The organism is Ferrovibrio sp. GW821-FHT12D07, assembly GCF_058807275.1.
In genome coordinates, this window is sequence record NZ_JBXAQN010000002.1 from 303042 (window position 1) to 324738 (window position 21697).

Here is a 21697-nt window from a genome sequence, read left to right on the forward strand (position 1 = left end):
GGAGCGAAGCGCAGCACGGATCAACCGCGCTTCTGCTCCATCAATTGCGCGAAGCGTTCAAACAGATAGTGGCTGTCCTGCGGGCCGGGCGAGGCTTCCGGATGATGCTGCACCGAGAAGACCGGCTTGTCGGTCAGCTTGATGCCTTCATTCGAGCCGTCGAACAGCGACACATGCGTGCGCACCACATTCTTGGGCAGGCTTTCCTCGATCACGCAGAAGCCGTGGTTCTGGCTGGTGATCTCCACCTTGCCAGTCTCCAGGTCCTTCACCGGATGATTGGCGCCGCGATGACCGCGATCCATCTTGCCGGTCTTGCCACCAAGCGCGAGCGCCAGCATCTGGTGACCGAGGCAGATGCCGAAGACCGGCTTGCCGCTGTCGACCAGCGCCTTGATCGTCGGCACGGCGTATTCGCCGGTCGCCGCCGGATCGCCTGGGCCGTTCGAGAGGAACACGCCATCGGGCTTGTGCCGCATGATGTCTTCCATCGTGGCGTTGCCCGGCACGACGGTGACCTTGGCGCCGATATCGGCCAGGCAGCGCAGGATGTTGCGCTTGATGCCGTAGTCGACGGCGACCACATGGAATTTCGGGTTGGTCAGCTTGCCGTAACCCTTGCCGAGCTGCCAGCGCGTCTCGTCCCAAGTGTAGGTCTGGCGGCAGGTGACCTCGGCGGCGAGATCCATGCCTTCCAGGCCCGGCCAGCTCTTGGCCTTGGCGTGGAGCGCGGCGAGATCGAGCTTGCCATCCTTGCGATGGGCGATCACGCCGTTCGGCGCGCCCTGGTCACGGATGCGGCGCGTCATCGCGCGCGTGTCGATGCCAGAAATGCCGATCAGGTTACGCAGCTTCAGCCAGTCGTTGAGATGGCTGTTGCTGCGGAAGTTGGACGGGCTGGTGATCGGGGCGCGCAGGATCAGGCCGCGCGCGGCGATGCCCTGGGTCTCGATGTCTTCGGCGTTGGTGCCGACATTGCCGATATGCGGGAAGGTGAAGGTGATGATCTGGCCGGCATAGGAGGGATCGGTGAGGATTTCCTGGTAGCCGGTCATCGAGGTGTTGAAGCAGACCTCGCCCACGCTGTCGCCCTCGGCGCCCAGTCCGTGGCCCCAGAACACGCTGCCATCCGCCAACACCACAACGCCGGTATAGCCGGGGCCCGGCGGTGCGGCGTATTTCGGTGTCTCGGCCATGATGGGCTCCATTTACTCGGGTCGGGCGGCGCAGGCGTCAGGCCGCAAAAAGCCACCGGAGGCGAGCGCATCCGGCGGTACGGCACAGCTGTTCACGATGATTGCGGCGGCGGCGGGCGCCGCTTCAACCGAGGCCGGACCATATCAAAACTTCCGCCCCAGTCAACCCCGCCCGAAAGGTTAAAAGCATATGAAAATCATATACTTATTCGCTTTGCACAGCGTGGTGGTCTGGGCTATGCTGCGCGCCTTCCGAAAACACCCCGATTCCGTCTACCGCTAGAGGACTGCGATGCTGCGCGACACGCTCAACCAGGCGATGAAGGATGCCATGAAGGCCAAGGACGCGCGGCGTCTGGCCACCATCCGCATGGTCCTGGCCGCCATCAAGGACAAGGACATCGCCGCCCGCACCTCGGCCGAAGAGCGCACCGGCATCGACGACGGCGCCATCCTGTCGCTGCTGCAGAACATGGTGAAGCAGCGCCGTGAGTCGGCTGCCGCCTTCGAGGCCGGCGGCCGCATGGAGCTGGCGACCCAGGAAAAAGAAGAAATCGTCATTATCGAGGGCTACCTGCCTCAACAGCTCTCCGACTCGGACGTCGAGGCCGCCGCCAAGGCCGCCATCGCCGAGTCGGGTGCCGCCAGCATCAAGGATATGGGCAAGGCCGTCGCGATTCTGAAGGCGAAATACGCGGGTCAGATGGACTTCGGCAAGGCAGCGGCTATCCTGAAGGCTCAACTCAGCTGAACAGCCCCGAGTCGTTCCGAGTCGCGGCTGGAATGGGCGTTTAGGGAGCGGCATGGCCTTCCCCGATTCCTTTCTGGAAGAACTGCGCAACCGGCTGCCGCTGTCGGGCGTGGTCGGCCGTTCGGTGCGCCTGATCAAGCGCGGCCGCGAGTTCACCGGTCTCTGCCCTTTCCATAACGAAAAGTCGCCGTCTTTCACCGTCAACGACGACAAGGGCTTCTTCCACTGCTTCGGCTGCGGCGCCCATGGCGACGTGATCGGCTTCACCATGCGCAGCAGCGGCATGGGCTTCCCCGAGGCCGTCGAGCTGCTGGCCGGCGAAGCCGGCCTCGATGTGCCACGCATGCGCCCAGAGGATCGCGAGAAGGCCGAGCAGGCCGCAACGCTGGGCAAGGTGATGGAGGAAGCCACCAGCTGGTATCAGGCGCAGTTGAAAGGCGCCGTCGGCAACGAGGCTCGCGCCTATATCCAGAAGCGCGGCCTGCAAGCTGAAACCGTCGAACGTTTCCGCATGGGCTTCGCACCGCAGAGCCGCACGGCGCTGAAAGAGGCGATGCTGGCCCGCAAACTGCCGGAAGACCTGCTGATCGAGAGCGGGCTTCTCATCAAGCCTGAAGACGGTGGCGCAAGTTATGACCGTTTCCGCAACCGTGTGATGTTCCCGATCGGCGACCGCCGCGGCCGCATCATCGCCTTTGGCGGCCGCGCGCTCGATCCCGATGCACCGGCGAAATACCTGAACTCGCCGGAGACACCGCTCTTCCACAAGGGCCACAATCTCTACAACCACTCGATAGCGCGTGAAGCGGCCCGAGAAGCCGGAACGGTGATCGTGGTCGAAGGCTACATGGACGTGATCGCACTGGGCCAGGCCGGCATCAATCACGCCGTGGCACCGCTGGGCACCGCGCTGACCGAAGACCAGATCGTCCTGCTCTGGCGCATGTCGGCCGAACCGATCCTGTGCTTCGACGGTGACAATGCCGGCATCCGGGCCGCCATGCGCGCCGCCGACCGGGCGCTGCCCATGCTCGAGCCAGGCAAGTCCTTCCGCTTCGCCTTGCTGCCGGGCGGCCAGGATCCGGACGACCTGATCAAAAACCAGGGCCGGGCCGCCATGGACGGGGTGCTGGCCGCCGCCGCCCCCCTGGCCGATATCCTGTGGCGCAAGGAAACCGAGGGCCGGCCGCTGGATACGCCGGAACGCCGGGCCGCCCTCGAAGCGGCACTGTACGGGGTGGCCGGCCAGATCAAGAATCCGGCGGTCCAGAACCATTACCGCGACCATTTCCGCACCCGGCTGCGCACCCTGTTCGCCCCGACCCGGACCTGGACCCCCAATAACCGGCCTAATCGCCCCCAGGGCCAGTTCGGCAAGCCCCTGCCCCCCTTGGCCGTGGGCGGCCCCATTAACGCAGCACCGGGCCGGACCGAACGGGCGCTTTTGGCCGCCGTTCTGGCCCATCCGTGGCTGCTGGAGGAGCATGGCGAGGCCTTTGGCAGCCTGAGCTTCCCGTCGGGGCCGCTTGACAGCCTTAAGAGCCGGATTCTAGAAGAAGCCTCCCGCCATCCGGGTCTTGACGGCGAGGCTCTCGCAGCCCATCTCAGGCAGCGAGGACTCGGAGCCGCGCTCGACCTCGTGACTGGCGAGACCGGCCGGATTCTGGAGCCCTTTGCGCGCGCCGATACCCCGGCGGACAAAGTTGAGCGAGGGTGGTGGCAGGCTGTGCAGCGGTACCGTCTGGCGGAGCTGGAGCAGGAGCTGGCGGCGGCAGAGGCCGATCTGGCCAGTAACACAAATCCCGAAGCATGGCAGCGCTTCCAGGCCTTACAGGCAGAGGTCGGTTCGGCGCGCAGTCAGGTTTCGGTATCGGATACGGATTGAACGACAGGCCGCTCATACCGGGCGGCCTTGAGCATTTTACAAGACAGGACAGTTAGGACCCGGCATGGCAAAACAGGCAGCGGCCCCTGACACCGCAGAAGCACCCGAAAAAGAAGAGACCGTTGACACGCCGCTGATCGACGCGTCGATGGCTGCCATCAAGCGCATGCTGGCCAAGGCCAAGGAGCGCGGCTACGTCACCTATGACGAAATCAATGCCGTGCTGCCGCCCGAGCATGTCTCGTCCGAGCAGATCGAAGACACCATGGCGATGCTGTCTGAAATGGGCATCACCATCGTCGAGTCCGAAGAGCAGGAAGATGGCGGCGTAGCCGCTGTCGACAAGGAAGAAGCCGACGGCGACGCTGAAAGCGGCGACGGCGACGGCCCTGCCGCCACCGCGCCGGCCAAGGCCGAGGTCGACCGCACCGACGATCCGGTGCGCATGTACCTGCGTGAAATGGGTTCGGTCGAGCTGCTGTCGCGCGAGGGCGAAATCGCCATCGCCAAGCGCATCGAGGCCGGCCGCGAGAAGATGATCGGCGCGATCTGCGAAAGCCCGCTGACCATCCAGGCCATCGTGAAGTGGCGCGATGACCTGGTGGACGGCAAGATTCTGCTGCGCGACGTGGTCGATCTGGAAGCGACGCTGGGCGGTTCCGCCGGCGGTCCGGATAATGCCGCGCTGGATGGCGTGGAGGCCGACGAGGCCGAAGACGCCAACGCGCCGCCGAAGGTGGACGCCAAGCCGGCGAAGCCGGCTGCCGCCGCGCCGCCCCCGGTGAAGGCCGAGAAGATCGAGAAGAAGAAAGCTGCGGCGCCTGGCGATGAGCCGGAAGTTCCCGCCGCGCCGGAAGAACCCGATGAGGAAGACGAGGCCAACCTGTCGCTCGCCGCGATGGAAGCCCAGTTGAAGCCGCAGGTTCTGGAAGCCTTCGACGCCATCGCCAAGCATTACAAGAAGCTGCAGAAAACGCAGGAAGAGCGCCTGCAGGCGGCTTTGGCACATGCCGATGCCGACGTTCGCAAGGACAAGGCCTATGCCAAGTCCAAGCAGGAAATGATTGTCCTGATGGAATCGGTGCACCTGAACAACGGTCGCATCGAGAGCCTGGTCGAAAGCATGTACGGCCTGAATAAGCGGCTGATGATGCTGGAAGGCAAGCTGCTGCGCTCGGCCGAGAGCTTCAAGATTCCGCGCGACGAGTTCCTCAAGCAATATGACGGCCAGGAACTCGATCCGAACTGGATGGCCAAGGTCGCCAAGCTGAAGTCGCATAAGGGCTGGGCTCGTTTCGGCGAGGCCGCTCCGCGGGAAATCAATCCGATCCGCGAGCAGATCACGACCATCGCCACCGAGTTCGGCCTGCCGATCTCGGAATTCAAGCGCATCTACAAGCAGGTGCGTGAAGGCGAGCGCGAAGCGAGCGTGGCGAAGAAGGAAATGGTGGAGGCCAACCTGCGCCTCGTCATCTCCATCGCCAAGAAGTACACCAACCGCGGCCTGCAGTTCCTCGATCTGATCCAGGAAGGCAACATCGGCCTGATGAAGGCGGTCGACAAGTTCGAATACCGCCGCGGCTACAAGTTCTCGACCTACGCCACCTGGTGGATTCGTCAGGCGATCACCCGTTCGATCGCCGACCAGGCCCGCACCATCCGTATCCCGGTGCATATGATCGAGACGATCAACAAGCTGGTGCGCACCAGCCGCCAGATGCTGCACGAGATCGGCCGCGAGCCGACGCCGGAAGAACTGGCGACCAAGCTCGGCATGCCGCTGGAGAAGGTGCGCAAGGTGCTGAAGATCGCCAAGGAGCCGATCTCGCTCGAAACGCCGATCGGCGACGAGGAAGATTCGCATCTGGGCGATTTCATCGAGGACAAGAACGCCGTCCTGCCGGTGGACGCCGCGATCAACTCGAACCTGCGCGAGACCACAACCCGCGTGCTGGCGACGCTCACTCCGCGCGAGGAGCGCGTGCTGCGCATGCGCTTCGGCATCGGCATGAACACCGACCACACGCTGGAAGAAGTCGGCCAGCAGTTCTCGGTGACCCGCGAGCGTATCCGCCAGATCGAAGCCAAGGCGCTGCGCAAGTTGAAGCACCCGAGCCGGTCGCGTAAGTTGCGTTCGTTCCTGGACACGTAAGCGGTCCGGAGCGACAGAGATCAGGGCCCCGGTCTCAACGCCGGGGCCTTTTTCATGACGGGGACTTTATCTTCGTCAGAGGGGAATGTGGGCCTGTAGCTCAACTGGTTAGAGCCGGCCGCTCATAACGGTCTGGTTGCTGGTTCAAGTCCAGCCGGGCCCACCATTCCCTGCCCTTTTCCGTTCAAACCATTGATATCTATGGGCCAGACCTGTCCCATTGGGGGCCAGCCGGAGCCCATTCAGGGCCAATTCCGTCCCATTGAGAGCCAGTTCGATCCCGTTCAGAGCCAATTGAGTCCGATTGGAGCCAATAGGGAAGTCGTATTCACGATGGACAACAGCGATCTTGAAATCAGAACATAAATCGAACATATATTCAAGACACGCCAGCCCCTGTTTCATTGCCCGCCGTCACAGCCGGGGCTGAAAGCCTCAGCGGACCGCGGGCAGCGGCGTATACTCGAACCATACGAGGGGACGATTTCCGATGACCGAGGCCGCCGACAGCATCCGCCGCAAACTGACAACGATCTTCTGCGCCGACGTGCAGGGCTACAGCGCGCTGGTCGAGCGCGACGAGGTCGGCACGGTGACGCGGCTGAAGCAGTATCGCGAAGTGATGGTGGCCGAGATCGAGCGCCATCACGGCCGCCTGATCAACACCTGGGGCGATGGCCTGCTGGCCGAATTCTCCTCGCCGGTCGAGGCCGTGTTCTGTGCCGTCGAAACCCAGCGCCGCCTTGCCTTGCGCAACCTCGACGAACCGATGGCCCCGGCCATGCAGTTCCGCATCGGCATCAACATCGGCGACGTCATGATTGACGGCAACGACATCTATGGCGAGGGCGTGAATATCGCAGCCCGGCTTGAATCGCTGGCCGAGCCCGGCGGCGTCTGCATTTCCGGCATGGTGTTCGAGCAGGTGCGCAAAAAGCTCGATCTGGGCTTCGATTTCATCGGCGCGCGCGAAATCAAGAATATCGCCGAGCCGGTGCAGGCCTATCGCGTGCAGATGGGCAGCGCCGATGCACCGCACGCGGTGCGTCCTATCGAGCCCGCAAGGTCCATTTCACCTGCATCCGACGAAACAGAAGCCGCCCTGCTCAAGTGGAAGCGGAACGCCTGGCGCTTCGGCGCCGTGCTGATCGCACTGATCATCATCAACCTGGCGACCTCGCCCGGCCGGCTGTGGTTCCAGTGGCCGATGATGGGCATCGCGCTGATGCTGGTCCTGCGCTTCCCCTATGGCGTCGATCCGCGCCGGCTCTGGCCGTCCAAGCGCGACTGATCCGGCTCAGGCCGTCTTGAGACGGCTCTGGTAGGCGCACAGGTTGACATAGGCAAGCGACAACAGCGGCATTGCCATGCCGGTCTCCTTCGCGCGGGCGATCAGGTCGCCGACGATCTGGTCGGCCTCGACAGCATTGCCCTTCAGCAGATCACGATACATCGACGAGGTATGCGCCGAGCCCTGCTTGGTCAGCGTCTCGCGGGTATTCGCCACGAAGGCCTCGCTGGGCGCAACGCCGACGGCCTTGACCGCCGCCACCACCTCATCCACCAGGCTGGCCGCGAACGCCGTGCCGCCCGGCGCGGCCACCACCTCGCCCACCGCGCCGCGCATCAGGCAGCAGATGCCGCCCAGCGCCGCCAGCAGAATCCATTTTTCCCACATCTCGCGTTCGATATGCGGCGTCAGCCTGGCGTCGAAGCCGGCATCTTTCAGCGCGGCATCCAGCTTCTGGATGCGCGGCGTGATGCTGCCATCCATCTCGCCATACGCAAGATCATGGAACTTGCCCATCTGTATCACCCGGCCATCATCGTCGAGCTGGGCCGGAATGCGGCACAGGCCGCCGATCAGCGCCTTTTGCCCGAAGCGCGCCACGATGGCATCGACATGCCGCATGCCATTGAGCACGGGGATGACCATGGTCTCAGGCCCGACCGCCGGTGCCATGTCGGCCAGCGCGGCCTCCAGCGAATAGGCCTTCACCGTCAGCAGCACGGCGTCATAGGGCCCGGCAATCCTGTCGGCCGTGACCAGCGTCGGCGTCAGGCTAGCATCGCCCACCGGACTGACGATCTGCAGACCGGTCTTCTGCAGCTGGGCTGCACGGCCGGGGCGGACCAGGAAAGTGACATCGCGGCCCGCCTGGGCCAGCCGGCCGCCGTAATAACCGCCGGTCGACCCCGCACCCACCACCAGAATACGCATGGAATTCCCCTCTCAGGATGACGCATCAATCTGTCCCGATATTGCGCGATCCGGCATCACGAATACAGGGTCGCAACCCGCTGCACTGGTATTCGCAGGCGCACCTAGAAATTTGTCGCCGTTCACAGCCATGATTGCAGTTGTGCGATCCGGTTCCACTGCCGCAGAAATTTTTTTGTAAGGCAATTATCGCTGGCACCCGGTTGCCGGCCGGTCCAGCATTATGCCTGCGGGGGTAGTGAGACTCGACAGGAGAGCGCCATGGTTGCCGCCACCCGACTGCAAACCGCCTATCAGTCCAGCATGCAGATTCTGGAACAGGTGATGCAGGCGCAAAATGATCTGCAGGCCGTGTTCGGCAATGGCGTGGTCGATACCCGGGGCATCATCCGCGATGTCGCCAGCTGCAACGAGGCCCTGAACGATGCAATCACGCATCTGCTGGACGCGCAGCGCCGGCTGAACGACACGCCCTGGCCGGAAGATGAGGATTACGACGTGGTGGATGCGGCCGACTGACCGGCCGGCTCAGTCCTCGCCTCAGTCCGGATCAGGATTGACGATGGTCTGACCGGGCTGCTTTGGGAGCTTGTCGCGGCCCTTCGGATCAGGTGGCAGCTTGTCGCCGACCTGCTTGCCCTCCACATGCTTTTCCTTTGCATGCTTGAGCGTGCGTTCGGTTTCCCGCACCCGCTCGTGTTTGGCGCGCGGGTGCTTGGGGGGATGCTGACTGGCCATGGTCGCCTCCTCAGGACTTCCGGCGTGTGGTGATGCCGACCACGCGCATGAACAGCGTCGGCGGCGGCATGGACAGTTCCGAATCAGCCTGCATGGCACCGCCCGTCCGGCTCAGCGCCCCGCCCGAGCCCGCACCGAAACCGTCGTCGAACATGCGGTCGATCTGGCGATCCAGGGACCGGAAGGGATTGAGGGCCACGCTGAACGGGCTGAATTCGCGGTCGGCCATGAAGGATTCTCCTGCGGCGCGGCTGAAGCTGCTGGCAGGGAAACAGGCCTGGAACCCCGGAGTTCCCATGCAGATGCTTTATTCCCGGGCCGCCAGCCCGGCCAGCTTCTTCGGCGCGATCAGCACGTAACTGCGCCGCACCAGCTCGGCCACCTCTGCCCAGTCGGCTTTCTTGTCGAGCCACATGCCGACCCAGCCTTTGTGGCCCAGATACGGCGGCACGAAGAAGCGTTTGGGATCAGCGCTGACCAGCAGTTCCTGGCTGCCGGGTTGCGCCTTGCACCAGACGGCGGGGCGCTCGTCGATGGCGCTTTCGAGCGCGAAAATCTTGCTGCGGATGCGGTAGGTGGAAATCTCCCAGGTCTCGCGCTCCTCGGCCTCGGGCAACGCCATGCAGATGGCGCGCAGGCGATCCGTTGGCGTCTTCGGTGCCATCTTGCGTACGTCGTTCTTTTTCGGCACCTGGTACTTCCCGGCCATCAGAACAGACTCCCCTGCCTGGTATCCAGCAGCGGCGGCTGGAACAGGTCCTTGCGGATCGACAGCCGGCGCTCGTTGAAGCCGATGCGCTTGATCGCCAGCCGGAAGCGTTGCGCGATCAGGTCGGCATAAGCGCCCTGCCCGCGCATGCGGTCGCCGAAATCGGCCACGTAATCCTGGCCGCCGCGCGACTCCTGAATCAGCTTCATCACCTTCGACGCGCGGTCAGGATAATGCGCCTGCAGCCATTCGCGCCACAGCTCGCGCAGCTCATAGGGCAGCCGCAGGAACACCCAGCCGGCCTCGCGCGCGCCGGCCACCCAGGCGGCCTCCAACAGGTTTTCCATTTCCATGTCGTTGATGGCCGGGATCATCGGCGCGGTCATCACGCCGCAGGGGATGCCGGCCTCGTTGAGCAAGCGGATGGCCTCCAGCCGCTTGCCCGGCGTCGATGCCCGCGGCTCCATGTTGCGTGCCAGATGCCGGTCGAGCGTGGTGACCGAGAGATAGACCTTCACCAGGTTGAGCCTGGCCATCTGCGCCAGCAGGTCGATATCACGGGTGACCAGATGGTTCTTGGTCACGATCCCCAGTGGATGTTTGGTCTCCAGCAGCACCTCGATGATGCTGCGGGTGATCTTCAAGTCGCGCTCGACCGGCTGGTAGGGATCGGTGTTCGTCCCCATCGACATGGTGGCGACCTTGTAATTTTTATGCGCCAGTTCCTTGCGCAGCAGCGCGGCGGCATTGCGCTTGACCATGATCTCGGTCTCGAAATCCAGACCGGGCGAGTAACCGAGATAGGCATGGCTCGGCCGTGCGAAGCAGTAGATGCAGCCATGTTCGCAGCCACGATAGGGATTGATCGAGCGATCGAAGGGAATATCGGGCGACTTGTTCCAGGAGATGATGCTGCGCGTCGCATCGTCATGCAGATGCGTGCGGATCGGATCGGCCTCTTCCAGGCTGTCCCAGCCGTCATCCTGCTTCTGCCGGGTTTCCGTGTCGTAGCGGCTGCGCACGCTCGACAGCGCGCCCCGGCCGCGCCGCGCATCGGGATGGGCGTGGTCCTCAGGCGTGGAAATGGCGCGGGCGACGACTCTCTTCATGACCGCGAGGATATCGCGGTGACAGGAACATTTCAAGAATACATAGATATTTGGGAATATAAGCTTAAATCAGGGCTTTAAAAGCGGAAAAGCCCGCCAATCCGTCCACTGGCATTGCCGCCATTCTCGCTGCCGCCACCATCCACTGAGGCATTGCTAGCGCAAGCCGTCAGGCCGACGCATATGAGACCGATCATCAGCAACCGCATCACCGTCATGGCTCGCTCCGGTTCTTGTGTTAGAGCTCGATATTATATCGCACGAAAGGCGCGCGTTTGGCCACGCGCTCGTAGAGCCGCCGTGCAGTGCCGTTGAACTCTTCCGTCTGCCAGTAGAGTACGCCTGCCCCCTTGGCCTTCGATATCTCGGCGACAGCAGCGATCAGCCGGCGGCCGATGCGTTTGCCGCGCGATTCCGGCACCACGAACAGGTCCTGTAAATAGACGTTGCCGCCCATGTTCCAGGTGGAGGGATGCAGCAGATACTGCACCAGACCCAGCGCTACATCGCCTTCCCAGGCGATCAGCCCCTCGATGGCATTCGCCGGATCGAGCAGACGCGTCCAGGTGGCGTCGGTGACGGCCTGCGGCACACTCTTCTCATAGAAGGCCAGATAGCCGAGCCAGAGCGGCTCCCACTGCTTGCGCTCGGTGGATGCAACGGGACGGATGACAATGTCGGACATGATGGGATTCCTGAGGAGGCGATCCCATCCGATTACCCCGACAGCGGTCCTGATAAAAGCACCAGTTTAGGCAAAAGACATGGGGCCAGTTTACTTGCCGGCCCCGCGGCGTTCGTGCTCGCGCAGGCGCGGGAACAGTTCGACGAAATTGCAGGGCTTGTGGCGATAGTCGAGCTGGTCTTTCAGAATCATGTCCCAGGCATCGCGGCAGGCGCCGGGCGAACCCGGCAGCGCGAACAGATACGTGCCGCGTGTTACGCCGGCGGTGGCGCGCGACTGGATCGTCGAGGTGCCGATCTTCTGGTAGCTGAGCATGCGGAACAGCTCGCCGAAGCCGGGGATGCTTTTCTCGTAGATGCCTTCAAAGGCCTCCGGCGTCACGTCGCGACCGGTGACGCCGGTACCGCCGGTGGCGAGGATAACATCGACGGTATCATCATCGATCCAGTCGGTGAGCTGGCCCTGAATCTCGGCCACGTCATCCTTCACAATGGCGCGCGCGGCGAGCTGATGCCCGGCCTCGGTCAGGCGCTCGGCCAGCGTGTTGCCGGATTTGTCATCCTCGAAATTCCGGGTATCCGAAACCGTGAGCACGGCGATGCGCACCGGCACAAACAGGCGCTTGCCATCGGCATCGACAAAGGACTGCGGCTGAAGGGCGGTCATGGCGGCTCCGGTGATGAGACGCCTTTAACCTATGGCGTCAGGTCGCGCTGGACCAGAGGCTCAGTTCTTCTTTTCAGCGCGCTGCTCGCCGCGGTCGAGGCCGCGATAGATGGGCCAGCCGCCGGTCATGGTGGCGCTTAAAGACGTATCGGGCTGGCCGATGCGGGTGCGATAGACCCAGTAATTGGTCAGCACGCGCTGCACGAAGTTGCGCGTCTCGGACAGCGGAATGGTCTCGATGAACAGATACGGGTCGTTCTGATCGGGCGAAGCCCGCAGCCACTTCTGCAGATTGCCCGGACCGGCATTGTAGGCGGCGGTCAGATACAGCAGGTTGCCGCGGATCATCGGCATTTCCAGCAGGTGCTGCAGATACTTCTGGCCCAACTCGATATTGTATTCCGGCGCGAACAGCTTATGGCGACCGGTCTTGTGGTGCAGGCTCTTGTCGTTGGCGACAGCACCTGCCGTGCGCGGCATCAGCTGCATCAGGCCGGTCGCGCCGGCCGTGCTCATGGCGCGCGCATTGAAGGCACTTTCCTGGCGCATGAAGGCGAAGACCAGCGCGCGGTCGACATTGAATCCACCCTCCGGTTCCCACGGCGGCAACGGATAAAGCGCGCTGTCATAGCCCTCGCCCTTCACCGTGTACCAGGCGATGGAAATCTTCATCGACGAGGCCGGTGCCGCCTGCATGCGGCTGACCAGACCGAGCAGCGCGCCGGCAAGCTGGTCCGGCGACTGCGCGAACAGCCGCAGCACCTCGCGGTCGGCCCGCACCGCCTCACCCACTTCGCTCAAGGCCAATGCACGGCGCACGGCAGGAATTTCAGACAGGCGCTTGGCTTCGGCCGGATCGAGCGGCGGCGGCGTCCAGCGCAGCGGCTGGTCAGTGCCAAGCTGCGCCAGTGCCAACTGGCCATAGAAGGTGCGTTCGCTCTGCGCGCCGATTTCGAGCAGGCGGATGGCTTCTGACGGCTGGCGCAGGCGCAGCTGCACGCGCGCGCCCCACCAGGCGCCGGCTGATCTTTCCCAGCTCGACGCGACCTTGGAGAACGCCAGGTTCTCGAAATGATGCGCGGCATTGTCGTATTTGCCCAGACGCCAGGCGGCGATGCCGGCGACCCAGTCGGGCTCGGACAGACGACCACGCGAGCGCTGCGCAGCCGCGGCGGCGAGATTGAGCGCGCGCTCGTCCTGGCCTTCCAGCACCGACATCCAGGCCAGACGGCGCCGCCAGTCATCAAACTCGACGGCGCTCAGCTTGCTACGCACATCGGGCTTGTTGAGAAAGGCTTCGGCCTCGCCCAGACGCTCGCGCTTGAGCAGCGCATTGAACTGGCTCTCGGCCTGCACGATGGCATTGCGATGTTCGGGATCGCGGTCCTTGGACTGCGGGATGCGCCGCGTGGTGGCGACCTGGCCCGGCTGCTCGCCGTTGTATTCGCCCATGTCGGTGCCCAGCGGCGCGACCGGTGCCTTGTCCTTGCGGCCCTTCTTTTTCAGCGCGGCGCGATAGATTTCCTCGGCACCGGAATGGTCACGGTATTTCGCCATCCAGTCAGACAACTCGGCGTAAGTCGCGTTGTAGCCCGTGGGATGGGTGTACCGTTGCTGCAGCACATGGCCGATCAGCACGCGGTCTTTCAGGCGGCTGATCTCACGATCGGCCTTGGCCCATTCGGCATCGGTCTGGAAATCGAAAATGCGCTGATAGCGGTCAACATCCTCGGCGGCCAGCACGGCGGGCAGGTCGTTGGCCTGCGCGGCAGCAGGACCGGCGGCGGCCAGCAACAGGCCACAGACAAGGAGTATCCCCCCGAAATGCATGATCCCCCCAACCCGAAAACGGTCTCCCGGATACCGCATGCGGCGGGAGGGGACAAGTAAAGTTACGTCAACCGAGGGTAGCGGCCTTACTTTTCAACATGTTGCGGCAAGCGCAGAACGATACCGGCAGCGATCACGCAGCCCACCGCGCAGATCAGGATCGGCCAGGTGTAGCTGCCGGTCGAATCGAAGACCCAGCCGGCCAGGGTCGGCCCAAGCAGCGTGCCCAGGGCCACAGAGGTATAGAGCACCCCCAGCACCGAGGACATGGCGCGCAGGCCAAAGAGATCAGCCGTCACCGCCGGCACCAGCGCGACAAAGCCGCCATAGAACAGTCCGAAGACCAGCGCGAAGACGGCCAGCGCCAGGAAGCCCTGCGCCACGATCCAGTAGAGCAGCGCCACGCCGGTGCAGAGCATGATCAGGCTGAGGCAGCGGCCGCGTCCGATGCGGTCGGCCAGACCGCCAAGCACAAAGCGGCCGAGCGTGCTGCCGACGCCGATCATGCCAACCAGCCAGACGCCCTCGCTGCGGCTCAGGCCCTGGTCCATGGCGAAGGGCGCGAGATGCACGAAGGGCACGAAGGTGCCGATGCAGTTCAGGCCGCCGGCGGCATAGAGCAGCCAGAAGGCCGGATGCCGCAGCGTGGCGGAAAGCTCGAGACCGGGTGGCGGACTGGCTGCGGCTGCCTGCGGCATGGCTGTCGCGCCATCGGGCTGCAGCCCCATCTCTGCCGGAGACGCGCGTAGCAGCAACGTGGCCAGCGCGCCGAGCAACAGCACGGCGACACCAAAGACAACGTAAGCATCGCGCCAGCCCAGATGTTCGATGACAACGGCGGCGGCCGGCGGCGCGGCCATGGTGCCGATGCCGATGCCGGCGACCGCCCAGCCCGAAGCCTGGCCACGCTTGGCAATGAACCAGCGCTGCACCGTGCCGATGGCGGGCACATAGGCGAAGCCGACGCCGATCCCGATGCCGATGCCATAAAAGATGATGATGCTGGCGAGGCTGTCGGCGAAGCTGGCAGCGATCAGCCCCAGCCCGATGCAGGCCATGCCGAAACCGACCACCGGCCGGGGCCCGATACGATCGGCGAGCCGCCCGCTGACGGCGCCAAGCGCGAAATAGAGGAAGCCGGCGGCGGAAAACACCAGCGAGACGGTGCCGCGCGTGGCGCCGAATTCGCGGCTTAACGGCTCGAAGAAGGCAGGAAAGCTGTAGGCCGCACCGAAGCAGGTGAACATCGCCAGGAAGGCGGCACCGACCACCACCCAGCCATAGAACACCCGCGTCATGCGCGCGCGATCTCTTCCAGCTTCGCGTTGAGCTCCAGCATATCGCGCCAGGCTTCACGCTTCACGCCGGGCTGGCGCAGCAGATAGGCCGGATGCAGCAGCGGCATCGCCGGGATCACCAGATCGCCGCGCTTGTAGTCATGCCAGCGACCGCGCACGCGAGTGATGCCCTGCGTGGTGCCGAGCAGGGTCGCAGCCGAAAACTTGCCGGCGCAGGCGATGATCCTGGGCTGCACCAGCTCGATCAGGCGTTCGATGAAAGGCCGGCAGGCCAGCAGTTCCTCGGTGGAAGGATCACGGTTGCCCGGTGGCCGCCAGAACAGCAGGTTCGAGATATAGACGTTGCTCTCGTCGCGGCCGATGGCCTTCAGCATCTTGTCGAGCAACTGGCCGCTCTCGCCGACGAAAGGCAGGCCTTGCGCATCCTCGTCGCGCCCGGGCGCCTCGCCGATGATCATCAGCGGCGCCTTCGGGTTGCCGCGCGCGATCACCGTGTTGGTGGCCGTCGCCTTCAGCGCGCAGCCGTCGAAGGCTTTGATCGCGGCTTCCAGTTCAGGAATGGTGTTGCAGGCCTGCGCCGCCTTGGTGGCGGCGGTTTCAACCGCCTGTCCCGACAGCATCGCCGGGCTGGGCATCTGGGCCGGACGCGAGGCCTGGAAAGCCGCGGCACCGAAAGCCGGGCCGGACGTTGGAGTATTGCCCTGGGCCCCTGCACCAGCCTGTGCCGTTACGGCAGGTTTCGACGCCGTCTGAGTCTGGGGTTGCGCCTGGGGCAGCGTGGTGCGGTCGATTGCCACATCACCGATCACCTCGTCCACGCCGGCTTCGGCATAGAACAAGGCAATATCGAGCATAGTCGGTGGAAAATCAGGAGTTTCCGTGGCGTTCATCGGTTCCGGCCAGTGGTCGCGCCGTTGGCTTGCCCCCTATAGTCTGGTAAGCAGACAGGGAGCGTCAAGCTGACCAGCAGTGATGCCCCCAAAATAAAAAAGACATCAATTCAGAGGTGCCCCGTGTCTGAACGCGAATCGATGGAATATGACGTGGTTATCGTCGGCGCCGGCCCGTCCGGCCTGGCTGCCGCGATCCGTCTGAAGCAACTGGCTGCCGAGCAGAATCACGAGATTTCCGTCTGCGTATTGGAGAAAGGCTCCGAAGTCGGTGCCCATATCCTGTCCGGCGCCGTGGTCGATCCCATTGCGCTGAACGAGCTGATCCCGGACTGGAAGGCCAAGGGCGCGCCGCTGAACACGCCGGTGACGGATGACCGGTTCTGGATCCTGACCGAAGCCAATCACATCCCGATCCCGAATATCGCGATGCCGCCGCTGATGAACAATCACGGCAACTACATCGTCTCTCTTGGCAATGTCTGCCGCTGGCTGGCGAGCCAGGCCGAAGAACTGGGCGTGGAAATCTTCCCGGGTTTCGCTGCCGCCGAAGTGCTGTATGGCGACAAGGGTGAAGTCGTTGGCGTCGCCACCGGCGACATGGGCATCGGCCGCGATGGCGAGCACAAGTCGGGCTATACGCCGGGCGTCGAGCTGCGCGGCAAGTACACCCTGATCGGCGAAGGCGTGCGCGGTTCACTGGCCAAGGAGCTACAGAAGAAATTCAATCTGCGCGACGGCGTCGATCCGCAGAAGTTCGGCATCGGCATCAAGGAACTGTGGCAGATCGATCCGGCCAAGCACCAGCCGGGCCTCGTTGTTCACACGCAGGGCTGGCCGCTGGACAACAGCACCGGCGGCGGCAGCTTCATGTACCATCTGGAAGACAATCAAGTGGCCGTGGGCTTCGTCATCCACCTGAGCTACGAGAATCCCTATCTCTCGCCCTTCGATGAGTTCCAGCGCTTCAAGACGCATCCGTCGGTGCGTGAGTTCTTCGAGGGCGGCAAACGCATCTCATACGGTGCCCGCGCCATCAACGAGGGTGGCCTGCAGTCGATCCCGAAGCTGACCTTCCCGGGCGGTGCGCTGATCGGCTGCTCGGCCGGGTTCGTCAACCTGCCGCGCATCAAGGGCAGCCATAACGCGATGAAGACCGGCATGCTGGCCGCCGAAGCCGCCTTCGCGGCGCTGAAGGGCGGCGCTGCCGGCGGCGACGAACTGACCGCCTATCCGGAAGCCTTCAAGGACTCCTGGTCGTTCAAGGACCTGTGGAAGGTGCGTAACGTCAAGCCGGCGATGAAGCACGGCATGTGGATCGGAACGCTGCTTGGCGGCATCCATATGTGGCTGAACGACCTGGGCCTGGGCTTCCTGGTGCCCTGGACCACGCGCCACACCAAGGCCGATCACGAGACCTTGAAGCTGGCCAAGGACTGCCAGCCTATCGTCTACCCCAAGCCCGATGGCAAGATCAGCTTCGACAAGCTGTCTTCGGTGTTCCTGTCGAACACCAATCACGAGGAAGATCAGCCGATCCACCTGAAGCTGAAGGACCCGTCGATCCCGATTGCGGAGAACCTGCCGAAATTCGACGAGCCGGCGCAGCGCTACTGCCCGGCCGGAGTCTATGAAGTGCTGCGGGACGACGCGGGCAACAACCCACGCTTCCAGATCAATGCGCAGAATTGCGTCCACTGCAAAACCTGCGACATCAAGGATCCTGCACAGAACATCAACTGGACCGTCCCTGAGGGGGGCGGCGGTCCGAATTATCCCAACATGTGAGCCATGACAGACACAGCCTCCCGCACCCGACGCACATCATACCGCCTGGCCGCCACGCTTCTGCTGGCCGCCATCCTGCCGCTGGCCGCCTGCAGCACGCAGGGCGGCTCTTCCGGCTTCTCATCGCGCGGCGGCTATCGTCTCGACTCTCCCTATGGCAATTTCCTCGCCGCCCGCCATGCGCGCGAGATGAACGACAACACCGCCGCCGCCAACTATTACCTGCGCGCGCTGCGGGACGATCCGGCCAGCAGCCTGCTGGCCCAGGGTGCCTTCATCGCCCTGATCGCCGATGGCCGGGTGCCTGAAGCCGTGACGCTGGTGCCTTCCTTGCGCCAGCTCAATCCCGGCGAATACCTGCCACGCATGACGCAGGCGTCGGCCATGATGCTGGCGCGCGATTACAACGGCGTGCTGAAGCTGGTGGCCGAAGGCCCGACCAGCGGCATTCACGCAGCCTTCAATCCGCTGCTCGCCGCTTTCGCCCATGCCGGCAATGGTGAGGGCGACCAGGCCATCGCCAACCTGCAGCGCCTGGAGCGCCACCCGCTGCTGAGCGGCGTGCACACCTATCTGAAGCCGCTGCTGCTGGAAATCCTCAATCAGGCCGAACCCGCCGAGGCCGCCTATCGCGAGGCCATCGAGGGCCGCGACCGGGCCGGCACGCGCCTGATCGACGGCTACAGCCGCTTCCTGGAGCGCCGCGGCCGTATGGCCGAGGCGCGACGCCTGCTGAACGAGCACATGGTGCAGAACCCGGACAATCCGGTGCTGATCCATGCACTGCGCCGCCTCGATTCCAATCGCGGCCAGACCGCGCCGCTGATCGGCAATGCAGTGGAAGGCATGGCCGAAGCCATGTTCGCCTCCGCCTCTGCGTTGGGCCGTTCGGATGGCGGCGAGCTGGCCGAACTGCATCTGCAGCTGGCGCTGTTCATGCGCCCCGATCTGGATGACGCCCGCATGCTGCTGGGCGACATCTACGAAAGCCGCAACCGCTACGACCAGGCGCTGACCATGTACAGCAAGGTCGCGACCGGCTCGGCCTACAGCGAAAGCGCCCAGCTGCGTGCCGCCTGGTGCATCAACGAACTGGGCCGCACGGATGAAGCCGTGCGTATCCTGCGCCGCATGGCCAGTGCCGATCCGGCCAGTTCGCGCGCCCTGCTCACGCTGGCCGACATGTATCGCAACATGGAAAAATGGCCCGAGGCGGCGAAGGAATATTCCAACGCGCTGGAACGGATTCCGCGCCTGGAGCAGCGCCACTGGAGCATCGTGTTCGGTCGCGGCATCGCCTACGAACGCTCGAAGCAGTGGGACAAGGCCGAAGTCGACATGCTGAAGGCGCTGGAACTGCAGCCCGACCAGCCGCTGGTGCTGAACTATCTCGGCTATTCCTGGGTCGACATGCATCGCCATGTTGATCGCGCCACCAAGATGATCGAGCGCGCGGCCCAGCTTCGCCCCAATGACGGCGCCATCATCGACAGCCTGGGTTGGGCGCTGTATCGCCAGGGCCGCTATGCCGAAGCCGTCGTGCAGCTGGAGCGCGCCGTCGAGCTCAAGGGCGGCGATCCGGTGATCACCGACCATCTGGGCGATGCCTACTGGCGTGTCGGCCGGCAGGAAGAGGCCAAGTTCCAGTGGCGTCGTGCGCTGGGCCTGAAGCCCGAGCAGGAACTGGGTCTGACCGTGCAGCGCAAGATCGATCACGGCCTCGATCCGGTCGCCGCCAAGTAGGACATGTCATGAGCGCCGGAACAGCGTTGAGCCGGCTGGCGCCGGCCAAGATCAACCTGTTCCTGCATGTTACCGGCAAACGAGCGGATGGCTATCACACGCTCGAAAGCCTGGTGGTCTTCGCCCAGGATGCCGTCGCCTGTGACCGCATCGCGGCCGCGCCGGCGGAAGACCTGAGCCTCGCCATCGAGGGCCCGCAGGCAAAAATCCTGCAGGCCGAAGCCGCCGCTGACAATCTGGTGCTGCGCGCCGCTTCCCTGCTGCAGCCGATGAACCTGCAGACCGGCGCCATGAAAGGTGCTGCGCTGACGCTGACCAAAACCCTGCCGGTGGCGTCCGGCATCGGCGGCGGTTCGGCCGATGCAGCGGCAGCGCTGCACTGCCTGCGCGCGCTGTGGCAGATCGAACTGGACGACGAAGCCCTGGGCAATGCGGCCATCCGGCTGGGCGCTGATGTGCCGGTCTGCCTGCAAGGCCGCGCAACATTCATGCAGGGGGTTGGCGAACAGCTGGCGCCGGCACCGCCCCTGCCGCCCTTCTGGCTGGTGCTGGTCAATCCGGGCGTGGCGCTGGCGACCAAGGATATCTTCACGGCGCTGGCGGGACAATACGGCGCACCGCAGCCTCTGGAGCGCCGGCCCGACAGTGCGGCGGATCTGGCCATCCTGCTGCGGGCGCGGCGCAACGACCTGGAGGCGCCGGCGCGCTTCATGGCGCCGGAGATCGATCCGGTGCTGGCGGCGCTGAAGGCCCAGGCCGGCTGCCTGCTGACAAGACTCTCAGGCTCGGGCGCGACCTGTTTCGGCCTGTTCGCCGAGAAACGGGATGCCGATTTCGCCGCCCGCAATATCGGTCGCGCCTATCCGAAATGGTGGGTGGCAGCAACGGCGGCGGGTTGAAACCGCTCCCCGCCCCCAGTATTGTCCGGCCCGCCTGACCGGCCTGCTTCATGCGGGCGGTTTCTTCAGGCCCTGCTGGGGCGTAGCCAAGCGGTAAGGCAGCGGTTTTTGGTACCGCCATTCGGAGGTTCGATCCCTCCCGCCCCAGCCAGCCTGTACAAGGCTGCACAGATCACGACGATGATCCCCTGGATGCTCCCCAGTCGCTTTTGAAGATCGCCACCAGATGGTCGATCACGGCACGGATCGCCGGCGCCTTGCCGACATCGCGGTGGAACACCAGCCAGAGCTCGCGAGACGGCGCCGGCGTTGCCGTCTTGATTTCCTTGAACGCCTTGTCCTGGCCGACCATGCCGCGCGGCAACGCAGAAATGCCAAGCCCGGCACGCACCGCACCGATGATCGCCGTCATGTCATTGGCGCGCAGCGTCAGTTCGCGGCCATCGGAAAGTGTCCTGAGCCATTGTTGCTGGGGCACATGATCCCGGCTTGAATCAAATCCCACATAATCCCACTCCTCCGGCGATCGCGCGGCCAGATAATCCTTCGCGCCATACAGGCCGTAACTGATCTCACCCAGCTTGCGCGTGATGAGGCCGCTCTCGCGCGGCTTGGACAGACGCAGGGCGACATCCGTCTCGCGCCGGTTGAGCGACAGTTCGCGCGACTCCCCGATCAGCTCCAGCTGCACATTCGGATACTGGCGCTGCAGCTTGAGGGAGCGTGGGGTGACGAAATTCATGATGATGGCGTGCGGCCCGCTCACCCGCACCAGCCCTTCCGGTGACGCGGCATTGCCGCGGGCGAATCTCTCGATTTCTTCGACAGCGGCCTCGGCCCGCGCTGCCATCGTGCAGACCTCCTGGCCCGCCGCCGTGATGCTGTAGGCCCGTGCGCGCCGGTCCACCAGCCGCAGCTTGAGCTCTTTCTCCAGCGCCACGATGCGCCGGGCGACAGTGGAATGATCGGTCCCCAGTATCTTCGACGCAGCCGAAAGACTGCCCGTGCGGGCAAGCGTCAGGAAATAATGGAGATTATCCCAGTTCATGGCTTGCGCGTTTTTCCCCAAGCGATCTGCAAATATATGCATTTTCACCCAATAGGGGGCAGCATAAACAGGCGGACCAGACACCTCAA

Annotated in this window: 21 protein-coding genes and 2 tRNA genes; 10 read left to right on the forward strand and 13 right to left on the reverse strand. The window is 64.2% G+C overall.

The genetic code is table 11. The features are described 5' to 3' along the window. Positions 1-20: 20 nt before the first annotated feature. Positions 21-1196 (reverse strand): glutamine-hydrolyzing carbamoyl-phosphate synthase small subunit, encoded by a 1176-nt coding sequence (gene carA / locus AC1RRE_RS13270; protein ID WP_492981662.1) that lies wholly within the window; start codon positions 1194-1196, stop codon positions 21-23. Positions 1197-1488: 292 nt separating this feature from the next. Between carA and AC1RRE_RS13275 the strand changes: the two genes are divergently transcribed. From AC1RRE_RS13275 to AC1RRE_RS13295, 5 genes are all read left to right on the forward strand, one after another. Continuing rightward, positions 1489-1947 (forward strand): GatB/YqeY domain-containing protein, encoded by a 459-nt coding sequence (locus tag AC1RRE_RS13275; RefSeq protein WP_492981663.1) that lies wholly within the window; start codon positions 1489-1491, stop codon positions 1945-1947. Between the two features lie 52 nt (positions 1948-1999). Continuing rightward, complete coding sequence (dnaG, locus tag AC1RRE_RS13280) at positions 2000-3832, forward strand: DNA primase (protein WP_492981664.1); 1833 nt, start codon at positions 2000-2002, stop codon at positions 3830-3832. A 64-nt stretch (positions 3833-3896) separates the two neighbouring features. Then, positions 3897-5984 carry an RNA polymerase sigma factor RpoD gene (gene rpoD / locus AC1RRE_RS13285; protein ID WP_492981665.1) on the forward strand — a complete coding sequence of 696 codons (2088 nt, stop codon included), beginning with the start codon at positions 3897-3899 and terminating at the stop codon, positions 5982-5984. 89 nt (positions 5985-6073) lie between these two features. Then, positions 6074-6150 (forward strand) — tRNA-Ile (locus AC1RRE_RS13290). 324 nt (positions 6151-6474) lie between these two features. Beyond that, entirely contained in the window at positions 6475-7275 is an 801-nt protein-coding gene (locus AC1RRE_RS13295; RefSeq protein ID WP_492981666.1) for an adenylate/guanylate cyclase domain-containing protein, read from the forward strand. A 6-nt stretch (positions 7276-7281) separates the two neighbouring features. On the opposite strand, the gene panE is transcribed toward AC1RRE_RS13295, so the two are convergent. Next, the gene (gene panE / locus AC1RRE_RS13300) at positions 7282-8205 is read right to left on the reverse strand and encodes a 2-dehydropantoate 2-reductase (RefSeq protein ID WP_492981667.1); all 924 of its coding nucleotides are present in this window, start codon (positions 8203-8205) and stop codon (positions 7282-7284) included. A gap of 261 nt (positions 8206-8466) precedes the next feature. Between panE and AC1RRE_RS13305 the strand changes: the two genes are divergently transcribed. Next, positions 8467-8724, forward strand: coding sequence for a hypothetical protein (locus AC1RRE_RS13305; RefSeq protein ID WP_492981668.1), 258 nt, complete (start codon positions 8467-8469; stop codon positions 8722-8724). Positions 8725-8745: 21 nt separating this feature from the next. On the opposite strand, the gene AC1RRE_RS13310 is transcribed toward AC1RRE_RS13305, so the two are convergent. The 10 genes from AC1RRE_RS13310 to AC1RRE_RS13355 form a co-directional block, all read right to left on the reverse strand. Beyond that, positions 8746-8943, reverse strand: coding sequence for a hypothetical protein (locus AC1RRE_RS13310; protein ID WP_492981669.1), 198 nt, complete (start codon positions 8941-8943; stop codon positions 8746-8748). A gap of 10 nt (positions 8944-8953) precedes the next feature. Beyond that, positions 8954-9172, reverse strand: coding sequence for a hypothetical protein (locus AC1RRE_RS13315; protein WP_492981670.1), 219 nt, complete (start codon positions 9170-9172; stop codon positions 8954-8956). A 78-nt stretch (positions 9173-9250) separates the two neighbouring features. After that, positions 9251-9652, reverse strand: a complete 402-nt coding sequence (locus AC1RRE_RS13320) for an MmcQ/YjbR family DNA-binding protein (protein WP_492981671.1) — start codon at positions 9650-9652, stop codon at positions 9251-9253. Continuing rightward, on the reverse strand, positions 9652-10761 hold the full coding sequence (locus AC1RRE_RS13325) for a PA0069 family radical SAM protein (RefSeq protein ID WP_492981672.1): 1110 nt from the start codon (positions 10759-10761) through the stop codon (positions 9652-9654). The genes AC1RRE_RS13320 and AC1RRE_RS13325 overlap by 1 nt, the downstream gene beginning before the upstream one ends. A 77-nt stretch (positions 10762-10838) precedes the next feature. Continuing rightward, positions 10839-10979 carry a hypothetical protein gene (locus tag AC1RRE_RS13330; RefSeq protein WP_492981673.1) on the reverse strand — a complete coding sequence of 47 codons (141 nt, stop codon included), beginning with the start codon at positions 10977-10979 and terminating at the stop codon, positions 10839-10841. Between the two features lie 20 nt (positions 10980-10999). Beyond that, a complete protein-coding gene (locus AC1RRE_RS13335) occupies positions 11000-11446 on the reverse strand; it encodes a GNAT family N-acetyltransferase (RefSeq protein ID WP_492981674.1) in 447 nt (148 codons plus the stop codon). Positions 11447-11536: 90 nt separating this feature from the next. Beyond that, complete coding sequence (gene moaB, locus AC1RRE_RS13340) at positions 11537-12112, reverse strand: molybdenum cofactor biosynthesis protein B (RefSeq protein WP_492981675.1); 576 nt, start codon at positions 12110-12112, stop codon at positions 11537-11539. Positions 12113-12172: 60 nt separating this feature from the next. Beyond that, complete coding sequence (locus AC1RRE_RS13345) at positions 12173-13942, reverse strand: lytic transglycosylase domain-containing protein (protein WP_492981676.1); 1770 nt, start codon at positions 13940-13942, stop codon at positions 12173-12175. 86 nt (positions 13943-14028) lie between these two features. After that, positions 14029-15240 (reverse strand): MFS transporter, encoded by a 1212-nt coding sequence (locus tag AC1RRE_RS13350; protein WP_492981677.1) that lies wholly within the window; start codon positions 15238-15240, stop codon positions 14029-14031. Beyond that, positions 15237-16094 (reverse strand): uracil-DNA glycosylase, encoded by an 858-nt coding sequence (locus AC1RRE_RS13355; RefSeq protein ID WP_492981678.1) that lies wholly within the window; start codon positions 16092-16094, stop codon positions 15237-15239. Before AC1RRE_RS13355 ends, AC1RRE_RS13350 begins: the two co-directional genes overlap by 4 nt. Before the next feature lie 177 nt (positions 16095-16271). On the opposite strand from AC1RRE_RS13355, the gene AC1RRE_RS13360 reads away from it, so the two are divergent. The 4 genes from AC1RRE_RS13360 to AC1RRE_RS13375 all read left to right on the forward strand — a co-directional run bounded on the left by AC1RRE_RS13360 (position 16272) and on the right by AC1RRE_RS13375 (position 20711). Next, a complete protein-coding gene (locus AC1RRE_RS13360; protein WP_492982935.1) occupies positions 16272-17918 on the forward strand; it encodes an electron transfer flavoprotein-ubiquinone oxidoreductase in 1647 nt (548 codons plus the stop codon). A gap of 3 nt (positions 17919-17921) precedes the next feature. Beyond that, the gene (locus AC1RRE_RS13365) at positions 17922-19661 is read left to right on the forward strand and encodes a tetratricopeptide repeat protein (protein ID WP_492981679.1); all 1740 of its coding nucleotides are present in this window, start codon (positions 17922-17924) and stop codon (positions 19659-19661) included. An 8-nt stretch (positions 19662-19669) separates the two neighbouring features. Beyond that, entirely contained in the window at positions 19670-20560 is an 891-nt protein-coding gene (locus AC1RRE_RS13370) for a 4-(cytidine 5'-diphospho)-2-C-methyl-D-erythritol kinase (protein ID WP_492981680.1), read from the forward strand. A gap of 76 nt (positions 20561-20636) precedes the next feature. Continuing rightward, positions 20637-20711, forward strand: a tRNA-Gln gene (locus tag AC1RRE_RS13375). 21 nt (positions 20712-20732) lie between these two features. Here the strand turns inward: AC1RRE_RS13375 and AC1RRE_RS13380 are convergent. Next, positions 20733-21608 (reverse strand): LysR family transcriptional regulator, encoded by an 876-nt coding sequence (locus tag AC1RRE_RS13380; protein WP_492981681.1) that lies wholly within the window; start codon positions 21606-21608, stop codon positions 20733-20735. Positions 21609-21697 lie beyond the last annotated feature (89 nt).